Annotated in this window: 14 protein-coding genes; 4 read left to right on the plus strand and 10 right to left on the minus strand. The window is 70.2% G+C overall.

Annotation, left to right across the window (positions count from 1 at the left end):
• Window positions 1-156: 156 nt before the first annotated feature.
• On the plus strand, window positions 157-1,134 hold the full coding sequence (locus tag BLQ91_RS22115) for a tryptophan dimethylallyltransferase family protein (protein ID WP_245733731.1): 978 nt from the start codon (window positions 157-159) through the stop codon (window positions 1,132-1,134).
• Between the two features lie 11 nt (window positions 1,135-1,145).
• Entirely contained in the window at window positions 1,146-2,507 is a 1,362-nt protein-coding gene (locus BLQ91_RS22120; RefSeq protein ID WP_090099336.1) for a tryptophanase, read from the plus strand.
• 58 nt (window positions 2,508-2,565) lie between these two features.
• On the opposite strand, the gene BLQ91_RS22125 is transcribed toward BLQ91_RS22120, so the two are convergent.
• The 9 genes from BLQ91_RS22125 to BLQ91_RS22165 form a co-directional block, all read right to left on the minus strand.
• Window positions 2,566-3,159, minus strand: coding sequence for a GTP-binding protein (locus BLQ91_RS22125; RefSeq protein ID WP_090099339.1), 594 nt, complete (start codon window positions 3,157-3,159; stop codon window positions 2,566-2,568).
• Window positions 3,140-3,520 (minus strand): DUF742 domain-containing protein, encoded by a 381-nt coding sequence (locus BLQ91_RS22130; protein ID WP_090099341.1) that lies wholly within the window; start codon window positions 3,518-3,520, stop codon window positions 3,140-3,142. Before BLQ91_RS22130 ends, BLQ91_RS22125 begins: the two co-directional genes overlap by 20 nt.
• Window positions 3,517-3,954 (minus strand): roadblock/LC7 domain-containing protein, encoded by a 438-nt coding sequence (locus tag BLQ91_RS22135; protein WP_090099343.1) that lies wholly within the window; start codon window positions 3,952-3,954, stop codon window positions 3,517-3,519. Before BLQ91_RS22135 ends, BLQ91_RS22130 begins: the two co-directional genes overlap by 4 nt.
• 25 nt (window positions 3,955-3,979) lie before the next feature.
• Window positions 3,980-6,370 (minus strand): sensor histidine kinase, encoded by a 2,391-nt coding sequence (locus BLQ91_RS22140; protein ID WP_245733732.1) that lies wholly within the window; start codon window positions 6,368-6,370, stop codon window positions 3,980-3,982.
• 1,005 nt (window positions 6,371-7,375) lie between these two features.
• A complete protein-coding gene (locus BLQ91_RS43800) occupies window positions 7,376-7,519 on the minus strand; it encodes a hypothetical protein (protein WP_176959892.1) in 144 nt (47 codons plus the stop codon).
• 106 nt (window positions 7,520-7,625) lie between these two features.
• On the minus strand, window positions 7,626-8,726 hold the full coding sequence (locus tag BLQ91_RS22150) for a serine hydrolase domain-containing protein (RefSeq protein ID WP_090099584.1): 1,101 nt from the start codon (window positions 8,724-8,726) through the stop codon (window positions 7,626-7,628).
• Between the two features lie 81 nt (window positions 8,727-8,807).
• Entirely contained in the window at window positions 8,808-9,476 is a 669-nt protein-coding gene (locus tag BLQ91_RS22155; RefSeq protein ID WP_090099349.1) for a phosphoribosylformylglycinamidine synthase subunit PurQ, read from the minus strand.
• A complete protein-coding gene (locus BLQ91_RS22160; protein WP_143022757.1) occupies window positions 9,473-12,256 on the minus strand; it encodes an AIR synthase-related protein in 2,784 nt (927 codons plus the stop codon). Before BLQ91_RS22160 ends, BLQ91_RS22155 begins: the two co-directional genes overlap by 4 nt.
• A gap of 551 nt (window positions 12,257-12,807) precedes the next feature.
• Window positions 12,808-13,734, minus strand: a complete 927-nt coding sequence (locus BLQ91_RS22165; protein ID WP_090099354.1) for an AraC family transcriptional regulator — start codon at window positions 13,732-13,734, stop codon at window positions 12,808-12,810.
• On the opposite strand from BLQ91_RS22165, the gene BLQ91_RS22170 reads away from it, so the two are divergent.
• Together BLQ91_RS22170 and BLQ91_RS22175 are read left to right on the plus strand one after the other, a co-directional pair.
• Complete coding sequence (locus tag BLQ91_RS22170) at window positions 13,703-14,815, plus strand: quinone oxidoreductase family protein (protein WP_090099356.1); 1,113 nt, start codon at window positions 13,703-13,705, stop codon at window positions 14,813-14,815. The genes BLQ91_RS22165 and BLQ91_RS22170 overlap by 32 nt on opposite strands.
• Window positions 14,816-14,857: 42 nt before the next feature.
• Window positions 14,858-15,205 (plus strand): hypothetical protein, encoded by a 348-nt coding sequence (locus BLQ91_RS22175; protein ID WP_176959893.1) that lies wholly within the window; start codon window positions 14,858-14,860, stop codon window positions 15,203-15,205.
• 21 nt (window positions 15,206-15,226) lie between these two features.
• On the opposite strand, the gene BLQ91_RS22180 is transcribed toward BLQ91_RS22175, so the two are convergent.
• Complete coding sequence (locus BLQ91_RS22180; protein ID WP_218130365.1) at window positions 15,227-16,378, minus strand: serine hydrolase domain-containing protein; 1,152 nt, start codon at window positions 16,376-16,378, stop codon at window positions 15,227-15,229.
• Window positions 16,379-16,471 lie beyond the last annotated feature (93 nt).

Genomic DNA, 16,471 nt, shown 5'->3' on the forward strand with positions numbered 1-16,471 from the left:
GCACCCGACTGATTCCCGGCCGATCAGGAGTGCCCCATCTTGAGCGCGCCAGCCCCGTCTTTGCGCGATTTCGCCATTGGACAACTACATGACCTCCTGCGCGCCGCAGGTTTAGCGGAGTCAGCCGAAAGCGCGACAAAACTGCTGGGTGAGGCATTGGGACCCGGTGGCGGACTGCCCCTCTCCGCGGTCCCCCATTGGCCCTCTTCCGTGGCCGACGACCACACTCCCGTCGAATTCTCCGTGGCTTTGGCCCGAAACGAGCACCCGGTCGTGCGAATGATCGTCGAGCCGCTCGCCGGGCAACCGGGCAAGCGGGCAAATCTGGGCGCCGCGCTCGGCGTCCTCGACGGGATGGCGGCGCGTCACCAGGTGCGGCTCGGACTGCTCGACCGGGTGCGCGACCTGTTCCTGCCCGAGGACCCGCAGGGCGAGTTCGCGTTCTGGTTCTCGCTGATCGTCGGACGCGAGGCGGCTCCCGGCGTGAAGGTCTACCTCAACCCCGACGTGCGCGGCCGGGAGAGCGCGACCCCCCTGGTGGCCGAGGCGTTGTCCCGGCTGGGGCTCGACGCGGCGCTGCCGTCCGTCTCCCGCAACGCCCTGCGGCGCGACGGCCTCGACCGGTTCTCCTTCTTCGCCCTCGACCTCACCGACGAGAGCCGGGCCAGGGTGAAGACCTACGTCTCGCACGAGGACGCCGTGATCGCCGACGTGGTGCGCGCGGCGCAGGCCGTGCCGGACGTGGACCCGGCGCTGCTGACCGACGTCTGCGAGATCGCCTGCGGCGGCGACGGTCCCTTCTCCCGCCGCCCGCTGATGTCGAGCTACACGTTCCTGTCCGGCGACACCGACCGGCCGAGCGGCTACTCGCTCTACATCCCGGTGCGCGACTACGTGCAGGACGACCTCGAGGCGTGCGAACGCGTGCTGGCGATCATGGTGAGGTGCGGCTTCGACCCCTCGCCGTTCTTCATGGCGCTGGCGAGCCTCGTCCGGCGGCCGCTCGGTGAAGGCGTCGGCCTGATCGCCCACATCTCGCTGCGGCTCGGCAGGCCCAGGCCGGGAGTCACGGTCTACCTGTCCTCCGAGGCGTACGCCGTGACGCCACCCCGTACCAGAGCACTGTCCGCTTAGAAAGGCAGCACGTGGAGCCGTACCGCATCAAGGTCGTCGAGCCCATTCCCATCACGACCCGCGAGTACCGGGAACGCCGATACGCCGAGGGCGGGTACAACCAGTTCAACCTCACCGCCGAGGACGTGACGATCGACCTGCTGAGCGACTCGGGCACCGGCGCGCTGTCGGCGGAGCAGCAGGCCGCCGGCATGCGCGGCGACGAGACGTACGCGGGCGCCCGGTCGTGGTTCCGGTTCCGCGAGGTCGCCGAGGAGCTGACCGGGTACACGCACATCTTCCCGGTGCACCAGGGCCGTGCGGCGGAACGGATCCTGTTCGGCGCGCTGCTGAAGCCGGGGCAGCTCTCGGTCGGCAACACGCACTTCGACACCACCCGCGCGAACGTGGAGCTGGCGGGCGGCGTCGTGCGCGACCTGCCCTGCCCGGAGGCCGCGAACCTCGACAGCGAGGCGCCGTTCAAGGGCGACATCGACCTCGTGGCACTGGAGCGGACGCTGTCGGGGCCGGAGGACGTCGGCCTGGTGCTCATGACGATCACCAACAACGGCGGCGGCGGGCAGCCGGTGTCGATGGCGAACCTCAAGGCCGCGAGCGCGTTGTGCCGCAAGCACGGCGTGCCGTTCATCCTCGACGCGGCCAGGTTCGCCGAGAACGCGTGGCTCGTGACGCAGCGGGAGGAGGGGTACCGCGGCCACAGCCCGCGCGACGTCGCGAAGCTGGCGTTCCGGCTGGCCGACGGCTGCGTGGCGAGCCTGAAGAAGGACGGCATCGTCCACATCGGAGGGATGCTGGCGCTGCAGGACGCGGACCTCGCCAAGCAGTGCGAGCTCATGCTCATGGCCACCGAGGGGTTCCGCACGTACGGCGGGCTTTCCGGACGTGACCTGGACATGTGCGCGCAGGGCATGATCGAGGTGACCGACCCGCTGTACCTGCGCGAGCGGGCTGACGCGACCGCTTACCTGGCGGAGTGCGCGCGGCAGGCCGGCGTCGACAGCGTGCGCCCGGCCGGCGTGCACGCGGTGTACCTCAACGCGGGCAGGCTGCTGCCGCACATCCCGCCGAGCAGGTTCACCGGCCACGCGCTCGCCTCGGAGCTGTACCTCGCGGGCGGGATCCGGTGCGCCGAGCTGGGTTCGCTCTACCTGGGTGAGATCGACGCGTCCGGTGAGCTGGTCACGCCGGCGCCGTTCGAGCTGGTGCGGCTCGCGATCCCCCGCCGTGTCTACACCCGCAGCCACCTGGAGTACGTGGCCGAGACGCTCGCGGGCATCGCCGGGAACGCCGAGGAGGTTCCCGGCTACCGGCTCGTCGAGGCACCGGCGATGCTCAGGCCGTTCCGGTGCCGGCTGGAGCAGGTCAGGCCGTAGCCCGGGAACGGCTGAAGCCCTCGGTGGACGTCACCGAGGGCTTCAGCCGTCGCGGAGGTCAGGCCATGACGTCGAGCCGGTTCATGGCGTGCTCGATCACGCTGACGAGGACCTTCTTGCACGACTCGCGGTCGCGGGCGTCGCACAGCACCAGCGGCACGTTGTCCGAGACGTCGAGCGCCACGCGCATCTCCTGCGCCGTGTAGGAGTGGCTGCCCTCGAAGCAGTTCACCGCCACGATGAACGGGATCCTCCTGCGCTCGAAGAAGTCGATGGCGCCGAAACCCGCCTCGAGCCTGCGGGTGTCGACGAGGACGACCGCGCCGATCGAGCCGACCGCGAGCTCGTCCCACATGAACCAGAAGCGGTCCTGGCCGGGCGTGCCGAAGAGGTACAGCACGAGCTCGGAGCTGATCGTGATGCGGCCGAAGTCCAGCGCGACGGTGGTCGTGTTCTTGCCCTCGACGCCCGCGAGGTCGTCGATCTCCTCACCCGCCTCGGTGAGCAGCTCCTCGGTCCGCAGCGGGGTGATCTCGCTGACGGCGCCGACCATCGTGGTCTTGCCGACGCCGAACCCACCGGCGATGACGATCTTGACGGAGGAGGGGACGGAGAGGTCCTCCCGCACCTGCTCAGATTGCACGGACACCATCGAGCACCTTCTGGAGTAGGTTCATGTCCACCGGGACCGCCGTTCTGGACGGGTCGCGGGTGATGACGTCACCGCGCTGGATGAGGTCGCTCAGCAGCACCTTCACGACCACGAGCGGCGCGTGCAGGTAGGCGGCGACCTCCGCGACGGAGAGCGGTTTCCGGCAGAGCTTGATGATCTCCAGGTGCTCGACCGAGAGCGTGCCCTGCTCGGAGTTCGTGCGGAGCGCCCTGACCTGGGTCGTGAGGGTCAGGTCCTCGCCCGCGGGCTTGGGCCTCGTGCGACCGCTCACCATGGCGTAGGGGCGGACCATGGGGCCCGCCGCCTCGTCGTACCACCAGTCGCCGGAGTGCTGGCTCATGACAGGCCAAGCGGGTTGGGCATCCGCGGCGACGCCAGTGTTCGGGGCGCCGACGACAGGTAGGCGCCCACGCGCTTCACGAGCATGTTCATCTCGTAGGCGATCATGCCCATGTCCGCGTCCTCGTCACCGACGACCGCGAGGCAGGCGCCCTGGCCCGCCGCGGTGACGAACAGGTGCGCGCGCTCCATCTCCACGATGGTCTGCCGGACCTGCCCACCCCCGAAGTGCCGTCCGGTGCCCCTGGCGAGGCTCTGGAACGCCGAGGCCATCGCCGAGAGGTGGTCCGAGTCGTCCTTGGACAGCTCGGGCGATCGGGCGAGCAGCAGGCCGTCCGCGGAGAGCACCACCGCGTGCCGGGCGCCGACCACTCTCGCGACGAGGTCTTCCAGCAGCCAGTTGAGCTCGGGGTGCCCGCCGGTCAGGTCGTCCACGGAAATAGCCCTTTCAGTGTCGTAATCACGGTTCCACGACGTCGTCCGCCTGGCGGGCGTCACGCGTGCCACGCTGGAAGGCGGTCATGCCGTTGCGGGTTCGTTCCGCCCGTTCCTCGGGGTTGAACTCGGCGAGGTCGGGCATCGGCCGGAGGTCGTCGTTGGCCAGCTGGGGCACGAGGTGCTGCTGCCGCCTGCGGCGCGGCAGCTCCGGCCTGGTGTCCTGTCGCGTCGTCTTCTCACCTTCCGCCGGGTCGTCGGTCGGCCACGCACCGGCCAGGCGGTCTTCCCGGGGCAGCTCGATGTGACCGCTGCTGCTGTCCAGGTCTCCTTCCGGGCCCGGGTCTCCGCCGTTTCCCACTGCCCTCCCGGCCCAGAACTCGTTGAGCTGGAAGGCCTCGGTGGGACGGGAGTCCTGCGTGAGGTCGCCCTGCATCGGAACCGAGGGCTCCACCGCGGGGACGGTCTCCGCCGGCGCGACGGCCTGCTGGAGCGCCTGCTGCCGGAACGAGGGCTTGGGCATCTGGGCCGCGTCGACCGGTTCCACCACGCCCGCCTCGCCGACGACCAGCTCGGACGGGATGAGCACCAGCGCGATCGTGCCGCCGGACGGGCAGTCCCGCAGCTCGACCCGGACGTGGCGGCGCGCGGCGAGGCGCGCGACGACGAACAGGCCCAGGCGGGACTCGCCGCGCAGGCGCATCGCCTCGAAGTCGGGCGGCGCGGCCAGCATCTTGTTGTGCTGCTCGCGGTCCTCGCTCTTGATGCCGAGACCGTGGTCCTCGATCTCGATCACGAGGCCCTGCGGGACCTCACTGCTGTGGATCTCGACCTGCGAGCGCGGCGAGGAGAACGAGGTCGCGTTGTCCACGAGCTCGGCGATCAGGTGGATGATGTCCGCGACCGCGGCGCCGACCAGCGCCACCTCGGGCACCGGGTTCACCTTCACGCGGGCGTACTGCTCGGTCTCCGCGACGGCGGCGCGCACGACGTCGAGCATGCGCACGGGCTTGCGCCACTGCCGGCCCGGCTGCTCACCGGTCAGGATGATCAGGTTCTCGGCGTTGCGGCGGGCGCGGGTCGCCAGGTGGTCGAGCTGGAAGAACGCGTCGAGGTGGTCGGGGTTCTCCTCCTCGCGCTCCAGCTTGTCGAGGATCTTGAGCTGGCGGTGCACCAGCCCCTGGTTGCGGCGCGCGATGTCGAGGAAGACCCGGTTCACGCCCTCACGCGTCTGGCTCTCCTTCACCGCCGCGGCGACGGCGGTGTACTGCGCGGCGTTGAACGCGTCGGCCACCTGGCCGATCTCGTCGTTGCCGTAGTCGAGCGCGGGGACCTCGGCCGCGACGTCGACGTGCTTGCCGTCGCGCAGCCGTTCGACGATGTCGGGCAGCCGCTCGTGGGCGAGCTTGAGCGAGTCGCTCTTCAGGCTTGTCAGGCGGACGATCAACGCCTTGTTGACCAGGCGGTTCGACACGCGGACGGCGACGAGGATGCCGATGATGACGGCGATCAGGGCGACGAGGCTGCCGATCAGCACCGAGGTGAACTTGGACTTGCCGTTCGCCATGGCGAGGTTCACGGCGCCGTTGGACTGCTCCTCGACCATGGTGGTGAGCTCGGTGGACACCGCCCGGCTCGCGTTCTCCCAGTCGGCCAGCGTGACCTGGTTGCCGATGGGCCGTTCCGCGACCTGCAGCAGGCGGTTCTCCATGGTCGCCAGCTGCTGCCACTGCGGGCTCGCGACGATCCGCTTGTAGTGGTCGCGCACCTCGGGCAGCACGAACGGCTCCATGCCGGTCAGCGCGGACCGGTAGGACCCGATCAGCTGGGCGAACTCGCGGTGCTCCTCGGGCGTGAACCTGCCGGCCGCCAGCGCGGCGGCCGCCACCGAACCGGACCGCGACATCGAGTCGACGGCCTGGAACGACTGGGGCGCGAGCAGCGCGGCCGTCACGGTCTCGGCGTCCGGCACGATGCGGGCCTGCGTCGTGAACAGCGAGGCGCCGGAGTCCAGCAGGCTGTTGTAGTAGCGGTAGACCTCGTCCTTGGACGCGGCGCCCGACTCGAGGCGCGCCCGCACGTCGGGGAGCTGGTCCAGCAGGCCGTTGAGCTTGCCGATCCCGTCGACGACCTCCTGCGGCGCCTGGGAGGCGAGATCGGTGAACGCCGTCTTCATCTTCGCGAGGTCGGCGTCGGTCTCCGACTGCTGCTTCGCGAGCGCCGTCGTGCCCGTGCCGGGACGGCTCAGGCTCGTCATGCTGAGCTCGCGTTCCTTCTGCAGCGACGCGAAGGACTGGACGGCCGGGATCGACGCGTCCTTCACACCGGAGGCGACGAGCTGGAGGTACAGCCCCTCGAACACCGTGTAGGACGAGAACAGCGCCCACATGGCCAAGAGGACGATGCTGGGAACCACCACGACACCAGTGAGCCGGGAACGAATTGTCTTGTAATTCGTGTCCGGCACGTTCTTACGCTTCACAACGCTCCACGACCACCCGAATTGGCGACGGAAAGATAGCACTGCAAGATCAGCATGATCAACAGCGATGATCTTGAGGGGTGTGTGCAGACTACTCAGTCCCCTGACCATCGCAACACCCCCCCGTGCCGAGGTTCGCTCGGTCCGGGGGAACCGCCGTCGTCGCGAAGGAACGCGCTCCCGCTGGTCAGGGGCGCTCTGACCGGGCGGGCGAAAGCGCTGTCGAACTGGCCTTTCCCGAACCGGCCCCCGGAAACGCGGCAGCTAATCACCGGCAACTTGACAACGACATACCCGGACGTTCCAGCGGGACGCAGCGTGTCCGGGCGTCGCTTTCCGTCACTGCGTCCTTTTGGTGAATTCGCCGCCGATCGCCGCGACTCAGCGTGATCGCCGCAGTTCATTCGCCCGGTCGCGATGAGGTGGACCGGCCTGCCGGCGGTGGCTCCGGATGGCCGTGGCGCCACTCGGCGTACGCACGAACACCGGTGCGCCGCCTGGAGTCCGCTATGCCACCGGAGAAGGCCGTAGTGGCCTCCGCCACAGAACGGCCCGGATTTCGCCGTTTCGGTCTGGTTTTCGTCCGCTCGTGTCATTGACCGGGCGCCGATCAACCTGTCGCATCCTCGAACCGGTAGCTGATTCGTCCATTGACGATCGATTTCGCCGATTGTCCGCTTCGAGACAGAATCCGTCGTGTCGCGGCCACCTTTCCGGGGACGCCGATCCACACCGCACTCGTTCTCACCCCGAGTGATCGCGGTAATCCACCGGAGCGGGCGGCCGCCAGCTGTTCGCACAACGGGGTGAATCAAGCCTGGCAACCGTGTTTCCACAGTTGAACAGTGCTTTTTCGACGGTCCACAGTGGAAATCGCGGTACCCGGCACGGCGATTCGACTCACCGGAGGCGGTCAGTGCCGCTACGGTGAGTAGGTGCTCACAACGCGGGGCTGACCAAGGTCTGCGGGAGCCGCACCATCGTCGACCAGGTGGGCTTCGAGCGCCGGCCCGGCACCGTCACGGCCTTCCCCGGCCCGAACGGCGCGGGCAGGTCGACGACTCGCCCCGGAACGCATCCCACGTGCTGTCCGAAGATCCTGGGCAACTCGCCGAGCGCACGAAGGGGTGACTTGTGCGCCCGGCGAATCATCACGGCGTGAGCTCGCACAGGACGGCGCAGCACCGGATCAAGGCCGGTCCACCGCCGGGCTGGTCGCCGCGTTCGCGATCCGCAGGGTCATCTGCTGCTGCGTGGCGTCCCGCGCCACCGGCGTGAACGAGTACGCGATCCGCCGCTGCTGGCCCCGCGTCGAGAACAGGCCCGCGTTGTAGCCGAACTGCTCCCCGGTCTTGCCCCACACCTCGACGCCGTTGACGGTGAACGTCTGGAGCCCTGTGCTGTACGCGGCTTCTCCACCGTCCACCATGGACACGTCCGGCAGCGTGAACATCTTGTCCAGCAACGGCGCAGGCAGCAGTTCGCCGCCGAAGAGCCCCTCGGCGAACCGGGTGAGGTCGCCGGTGGTGGAGATCATGTCGCCCTCGCCGTAGGACTTCGACGTGTTGAACTCGCTCACGTCGACCAGCCCCCTGCCCGGCACGTCCAGGTACCCGTGGACGTGGGCGCCGCGGATCCCGGTCTCGTACCGGCCCGGCACGTAGGTCTTGGTGAGCCCCAGCGGACGGGCGATGCGCTTCTCGACCTCGTGGCCGTAGCCGTGGCCGGTGACCTCCTCGACGACCATCGCGGCGAGCACGTAGTTGATGCCCCGGTACTGCTGCTTCGTGCCGGGGGTGAACATCGGCTCGACGGCGGGGATCATCTTCAGCCGCCGGTCGGGCGCGTACCGGTCCCAGCGGTGCTCGAGCACCTTCTCCGGCGTGCCGAGGTCGGGGAAGCCGACCTCGTACGGGATGCCGCTGGTGTGGTCGAGCAGGTGACCGACCCGCACGTCCCGCAACGTCTCCGGCAGGGCGGGCAGGTGCTGCCGGACGGAAGTCCCCAGGTCGAGCCTTCCCTCGGCGACCAGCTGCAGGGCCACCGTCGCGACGAACACCTTGGTGACGCTGCCGATCCGGAACCGGTCGTCCGGCCGGACCGCGCACCGCGTCCGCCGGTCCGCGACCCCCGCGGTGCCGTACCACTCGCCCGCGCTGCCGGACACCCGCAGCTGAGCCGACGTGGCCGCCGGGTTCTCCAGGTCGGAGATGGCCGCCTGCAACAGCTCCGGCTGCGGCGGCGGTAGGGGCGAGAGCGCGACCACGGCCGCGACCAGGAGTGATTTCATGATCACGAACTTGCCGTGGCCGCCGGGTCGCGGCCAGGGTGCCGGCCCCCGCTTGCGCGGTGGGGCCGGCACCAGCGACCACTACTTGACCGCGCGCACGCCGTTCTCGAAGAACGCCAGGCGCACCTCGCGGCCGACCGCCCGCTCGGGGTGGTCCATGAGCCCGAACGCGAGCCCGTCGGCGCTCGTGACCCCCGCGATGTCCTCGAACGACCCGTCGGGGTTCGAGTCCTTCTCGTACCGCAGCGCGACGCGGTAGCCGGAGGTCTCGCTGCCCGGGTCGAACCGGCCCTCACCGTGCGCGCACGGGAAGGTCAGCGTCTGACCGCCGAGGCCGGTGAGCCACGGGCTGTCGTTGTCGCCGTCGACGACGTGCCGCTGGTTCTCCTCGTTGCGGAACGTGCCGGCGCTGTTGACCTTCAGGCCCACCTTGCCGAAGCAGCCGCCGCGCACCGCGATCTGGAACCCGTTGCAGATGCCGATCAGCGGACGCGTGCGGCACGCCTCGAACTGGTCCGCGAGGTGGCTGCGCAGCAGCACCGACGCGACGGCGCCACCGCCCAGGTGGTCGCCGAACGAGAACCCTCCGGGGATGCAGAGGATGTCGGCGTCGTCGAGCCGCTCGGTGCCCGCCAGCAGGTCGGCCGCGAACCGCAGCCGCGGCTCCGCACCCACCTCGGCGAACGCTCGGACGGTCTCCTCCTGGCAGTTGGTGCCGGGCAGGTACAGGACGTTGACGGTCGGCTTCATGCGATCCTCGCCGTGAACGAGTTGAGCCAGCCGTCGCGCGCGGCCGGGGCGAACAGGTCGATGCCTTCGAGCACGATCCCGGTGCCCTCCAGCGTGCCGTCGAGCGTGCCGAGGACGACCGGCGAGAGCTCGGCGGGCAGGGCGGCGACGTCGTCGGGGGCGACCTCGACGACGGCACCGACGCGGTGCTCGGCGAAGAGCGACTCGGTGGTCCCCGACTCCAGCTTCACGCCGATGCCGCTGGCCAGCACGCCCTGGGCGAGCGTGGCCGCGACGCCGCCGGCGCCGATGCGGGCACCGCTGCGCAGCAGGTTCCTGCTCGCGGCGAGCGCGGTCAGGTAGCTGTCGACGGCGGGGAGGTCGAGGTCGTCGAGGGCGCCGGCGGGCAGGCTGAGCTTGCGCGCGGCGACCGTGCCGACCGGGGACGGGGTCTCCAGGCCGACGCGCACGAGCACGTTGCCCGGCGTGGTCCACTGCTCGCGCAGCAGCCGGTCGGTGTGCGGGACCTTGCCGAGAGCGGACAGGAACACCGCGGGCGGAACGCTGACCAGGCCCTCGTCGGTCTGCACCGAGCCGGCCGAGGAGTCCTTGCCCGAGATCAGCGGCACGCCGAAGTGGCGGACCAGGCCGGCCAGCTCGTCGACCATGCCGACGAGCCACTCGCGCCAGTGCGGCGACAGGTGCGGGGTGTAGAAGTTGTCGCACATGCAGATGTCCTTCACCTCGACACCCGCGAGCACCTGGCCCGCGATGGCCGAGCAGAACATCTGGCGCGTGGCGGCGACCGGGTCGGCGTCGAACATCCACGGGTTGAACGCGGTGTTCAGCACGGCGGCGGCGGGCGATCCCGCGACCGGCGTGCCCGCCCAGTAGGCCGTCCGCACCGAGTGCACGGTGCCGTAGTGCGGGCCGTACCAGGTGTTGCCCTGGACCGTGGAGTCGTACTGCGAGTCGGCGTAGTGCTGCGAGGCCACCTCGGCGTCGGCGACGACCTCCTCCAGCAGCCCGGCGAGCTGCGTGGGCGCGAGTTCCGGCCACTCGGGAACGCCCGCCGGGCGCGGCGGCGGGCCGACCTCGACCCGTTCGACCTCGAGGTCGAGCAGGTCGTAGGCCACGTCGAAGCCGGTCTCGCCCCGGTGGGCGGGAACGGCGTCCGGCGCGGAGGCGATGAGGGCCTCCTCGGTCAGGTCCGGGGCGTGGAACACGTGGTAGCGACCCGTGTCCGCGAACCGGCCGATGACCGTCGAGCGCACCATGTGCTTGTCGAGGATCTTCTTCGCCCGCTCCTGGTGCTCCGGCGGCACGGCGAGCAGCATCCGTTCCTGCGACTCCGACAGCAGGATCCGCCACATCGGCAGGGCCGCGGTCTTCAGCGGCACCAGCGCGGTGTTGATCCACACGCCGCACGCCTCGCCGATCTCACCGACGGCGCTGTTCAGGCCCGCGCCACCGACGTCGGTCAGCGCGCTCAGGCAGCCCTCCTCGCGCAGCTCGATCAGCGCCTTGCGGAACTTGACCTGCTCCAGCGGCGCGCCGATCTGCACGGCCGCGGTGTCCATCGTGGCGCCGGCGGAGCTCGCGGACGCGCCGTGGATGCCCTCGTTGCCGGTCAGGCCGCCGATGAGCACGACGAAGTCGCCGGGCTTCGGGGTGCCGCGCTGCGCCGCCGACACCGGCAGCAGGCCGATGCTGCCGCCGAGCGCGAACGGCTTGGCGCGGTACGCCGGGTGGAACGTCATGCGCGACGACATCATCGGCACGCCGAAGGTGTTGCCGTACTCCTTGATCGCGCGGATCGTCTCGCCGGCGAGCCTGCGCGCGTCCGGACGGCCCTTGATCGGCGCGGGCGCCTCGGGCTCGCCGACCGCCGTGTACTCGAAGCTGCCGATCGGGTCGGCGGACAGACCCGTGCCGAGGATGTCGCGCAGCACGCCGCCGAGCTTCGTGAGCTGGCCGAAGTAGCCGGAGATCGCCGACGGGCCGTTGTGCGTCTCGGCCTTGATCGCGATGGCGTGGCCCTCGTAGAAGTCCCAGACGCCCGCGTTGTCGTGGAACATGCTCAGCACGTTCGGGTTGTCGACGTCCTTCGCGGCCTGCACCAGCCTGCCGAGCAGGCTGCCCAGCGACTTCCAGGTCGTGTGGGCGCAGTGGTCGCTCCAGCGCGCGTCCAGGGCCTCCAGCAGGACGTCGGTGACGTGCTCGTCGCCGAGCGTCACCTGGACGTGCTGCACGTGCTTCATCTGGGCGAGCGAGAGGTTGCGGCCACCGGCGGTGCCGAGCTCGGCGAGCGCCGCGTCGTCGAGACCGCGCAGGTCGAACTTCGCGGCCGACTCGTAGTGCCCCTGCGGCACGAGGGTGTCGTAGTGCGGTTCCTCGTCGTGCAGCTCTTCGATCGTCGCGTTGAACCGGGTGGCGACGACGAGGTCGCGCAGCCGCGGCGAAGCGGACCTGTAGCTGGTCGCGACCTTGCCCGCGCGCGCCCTGACACCGAGCAGGGCGCACACGGTGATGATCGAGTCGCTCTCGTTGTCGACGACGCCGCGCTTGTAGGCGACCTGCACGGCGCCGGGCTCGAGCGGCTGGTCCACCGAGACCTCGACGTCGAGCTGGTCACCGAGCACCTGCGCCACGGCGGTCAGCGCGGCGGGCTCCGGCGCGCCCTCGAACTCGACGTAGTAGTCGCGCCACACCTCTAGGTCGTCGAGCTCCCACGATCGGCCGAGCTCGCGGATGTCGGGCTCCGCGACACCCGCGGAGCGAACCGAGAACTTGTGGATCAACAATCCTCCTGGAGCTGAACGGTCGGGAGCAATTGTCCTGGGCGGCGACCGCGCCCCTGGAAGCACCCGTGCATCCAGGCGAGGCCGCGCTACGACACATGCAGCACCCTAGGCGTTGACCACAGCACGACTCGAATTCACGGCGAGCGACGAGCGTCACTCACCGGTCCGGGGGCCACGACAACGAGGACGTCGACTCCGACGACCGCTACGACGAGCCCATCACCCGCTCACCGCGGCCGGCGGGGCTGCTCACCGGCGTCCTCCCCACGTTCGGCCAGCTCACCGCCCCGTTGCCGAGATCGTCGCCGGCACGTCCGCGAGTGGTCGGCGCTGTCGCGGCGGGCCGGCTGGTCGCTGAACCACGCCCGGAGCCGGATGACCGACGAGGAACACACCGCCGGCCACCGCCACGGCACCTGCTGCACGCCCTCGCGGCCGCGGACCGGGCCTGCCGCGGTCAGCTGTGCGGGGCGGCTGCAACGCCCGGCCGAACTGCGGTGCGACCGGGTTGCCCGCGTCCACGGACCGCGCCGCGCCTCGCGGCTCGATCATGGAACACGCCGGAACCGTCCGGGGGACACGCCGAACGCTCTGCGAAAGGCGTTGGCGAAGGCGAACTCGGACCCGTAACCGACCTGACGCGCGACGAGGGCGAGGGGATCATCGGTCTCCCGCAACAGCTGGGCGGCCCTGCCCAGCCTCCAGTTCGTCAGGTAGACCAGCGGGGGCTGTCCGACCATGGAGGTGAACCTGCGGGTGAACGCGGTCCGGGAGAGGCCGACCGCCTCACCGAGCTCCTGCACTGTCCACTTGCGACTGAATTCCCGGTGCACGTGCTGGAGTGCCTCGGCGATCGCGGGATCGGCCAGGGCGGCCCACCAGCCGGCGGCGCCGGCCGCGCGTTCGGCCTCGTCCTGCAACCACGCGCGGAGCGCGTAGATCACCACCAGGTCGATGAGCGCGGGCACCGCCGCGTCAGCGCCGGGGAGCGCGTCCGCCACGTCGGCGGCCAGGAGGTCGACCGCAGCACGCAACGCCGGGTGCCGTCCTGCCCGCGCAGGTACGTGGACGACGTCCGGCAGCGCCCGCAGGAACGGGTGCAGCGGTCGAAGTACCAGCTCATAAGCACCGCACACCATGTCCGCGTGCGCCACCGCGGGGTCGATCGGCACTTCCGGCCGCAAGACGGCTCCCGAGGGGAGGCTTGTCTCGCGGGGCAGATCCGCCAGTGGCCGATCCGGTCGCTCGCTCAACCCGTGCCGGGTGCCGTGCGGGAGGAGCACCACGTCGCCCGGACTGAGCGCCAACGGTGTGCGGCCGGGCAGCAGGAGCCAGCACGCTCCGCGCAGCAGCACGTGGAAGCCGGCGCCGGTGAAGTCGTCGAAGCTCCGTCCCCAGGCGCCGCTGCCGGAAGTGCGGCAGAACGCCGGCCGCCCGGCCCGGATGCTGCCGATCACATCACTGAAGACGTCCACGCCGGAAAGCATAGGCACGATCGCGCATGAATTCGGCGCGTACACGCATGGTGTGTGCCAGCTGAAGCCTCATACGGTGAAGTCGCGATCCATTCGGACCCAGCCTTACCGAGGAGAAACACCGATCATGAAGGCCGTTGTCCTGAAAGCGTTCGGAGGCGCTGAGAACCTCGTCCTCACCGATCTCCCCGATCCCCGGCCGCGACCGGGAGAGGTGCTGGTCGAAGTCCAGGCGGCCGGGGTGGGACACGTCGACGTCATGTCGCGTCGAGGTGAGTTCGGCGGTTCCCCCTCCCCGGGCCTCGTGCCGGGCATCGAGGTGGCCGGTGTCGTCGTCGGGACCGGTGAGGACGTCGACGACGCGTGGGTCGGCCGGCGCGTCCACGCGATGCTGGACAGGACCGGTGGTGGCTACGCCGAACTGGTCGCGGCAGACGTCGAGGCTGTCGTCGCTCTTCCCGACCAGGTCGGTGCAGCGGAAGCGGTCGCGCTCGGGTTCAACGCGCTGACCGCTTGGACGTCGCTCGAACGTGCCGGGGTGCGCGCGGCGGACAAGGCTCTGGTTCGTGGTGCCGGTGGCGGAGTCGGGCTCATGGCGGTCCTGCTGGGCATCCACCTCGGCGCCACCGTGACGGCGGTGACCAGCTCCGCTTCTCGCGGTGAACGGCTGGCAGCGCTGGGGGTGCCGACTGTCGTGAACCGTCTTGCCGTCGCTCAGGCGTATGAGGAACACGACATCATCATCGACCCGGTCGGCGGCCCGGAGTTCGACCGCTTCCTGGAGAAGCTGGCTCCCAACGGCCGGTACGTGCTGTGCGGAGGAGCGGCGGGTTTCCCCACGCCGGACTTCGGCTCGACCCTGCTCGGCCGGTTCACGGCATCCCCGACCCTGCTCATGCTCAGCCTCTCCTCGATCAGCCGTGCAGAGCTCCGCGCACGCATGGAAAAGCTCCTGGAACTCGTCGCCGGCAAAACCATCGCCAGTCCGGTCGACGGAACGTTCCCTCTCGCGGCCGCGGCGCACGCGCATGACAGGCTCGAGTCCGGTGCCGCCTTCGGCAAGATCGTGCTCGTTCCCTGAACCGCGGCACACCGCCCGCGAGGCGGTGGGGAGGCGGGCAAGGTGCAGGCTGTCGACTTGGCACACCTCGAGGTGACGACCGAACGGTTCGTACTGCGGCCGTGGCGGGAGAACGACCTCGGTGTGCTGGCGGAGGCCGCGGGCCGAGGAGTGGCCCGCGAGGCCCTGACCGGGCTGCGCGGCTGGCAGGTGCTCGGTGGGCGGAGGTGCGACGTGGAGATGTTCGCCCGCGTCCGCCCACTCGCGTCCGGGCCGGGTGACGACTGGCAGGGCGGATCGGACCATCGCCGGCTCGAGCCGGTGAGCACGGGGATCCGCGTCGACACCGGTTCGCGCTCCGGCGAAGTCCCACCGGCCGGTGTGGTGGCTGTCCAGTGCACCGGCCGGTAGGATGTTCACGTGGGACGACTTCTACTTCTTGGCGCACAGCGCCTTGTCGAAGAAGTCGAGGACCTCGGCACGGCCGGCTTCGTCGTTGGTCACGGCGACGGTGACCGCCCTGCCGTCCGGGGTGATCGCGGCGCGGGTCTGGTAGCCGTCGGTGTCGCCGCCATGGCCGTACGCCGTGACTCCACAGCTCAGCTTCATCTCGATGGTGCCCAGGCCGTAGCGCCATCCCGCGGGGAAGCCGGGTGCCTCGATCGCCTGGCGCATCTCCGCCAGCTGACGGGGCTGGAGCAGCCGGCCGTCCTGCAGGGCGACCAGGAACTTGTTGAGGTCGCTCGGGGTGGCGATCATCTGGCCCGCGGCACCGGCGATGGACGGGTCGAACCGGGTGATGTCGACCATCTCACCGGGGATCACCTCGCCCTTGTCGTTCCTGGCCGGCAGGTAGCCCCGCGCGTGCGGCGAGCGGACGTCGCGGTCGCCCGGCCCCGGGTAGTACGTCTCCTCCAGCCCGGCGCGGTTGATGATCCGGTCCGTGACCACCTCGGCGAACGGACGTCCCGCGACCTTCTGCGCCACCAGGCCGAGCAGGACGTACCCGGCGTTGCTGTACTCCCACACCCGGTCCTGACCGGGGGCGAACGTGGGGGCCTGGGTCAACGCGGCGTCCAGCAGCTCCCTGGCCTCGAAGTACCTGTCCCTGATCGGCAGGATTCCCTGGGGCATGAGGGGCATTTCGCGGGTCATGCCGCTGGTGTGGTTCAGCAGCTGCCTGATCGTGATGTTCCGGCCGTCGATGCCCGCACCGGCACCGGTACCCCGCACCACACCGGGCAGGTGCTTCTCCACCGTGTCGTCCAGGGAGAGCTTGCCGTCGCCGGCCAGCTGCAGGACCGCCACCGCGGTGAACATCTTGGTGCTGCTGGCGATCCGGACGTAGCCGTCCGTCGGCACCTTCGACCTGGTCCGGATGTCCCCCACCCCGGCGGTGTAGTTCGTCACCCGCCCGTCCGGGCTGCGCACCGACATCAGCGCGCCCGGCAGCGATCCGTCCTTCACCAGGGCTTCCAGGCCGGCCTGCAGCGCCTTGTCGTGATGCGGCCTCGACCTCTCCGCCGACTCCCCCGCCGAAGCGACCGTGGTCGCCGCGAGACCGGCAACCGCTACCGCCGCCAAGGCCGCGGCGACCACACCACGGCGCCGACGCGCTGTGCCCGTGGTGCTTCCGGCCGGACGATTCAGACCTCTCGACAAAACACACTCTCCAAA

Source organism: Lentzea jiangxiensis (assembly GCF_900104175.1).
In the GTDB taxonomy this organism is placed as follows: Bacteria; Actinomycetota; Actinomycetes; order Mycobacteriales; family Pseudonocardiaceae; genus Lentzea; species Lentzea jiangxiensis.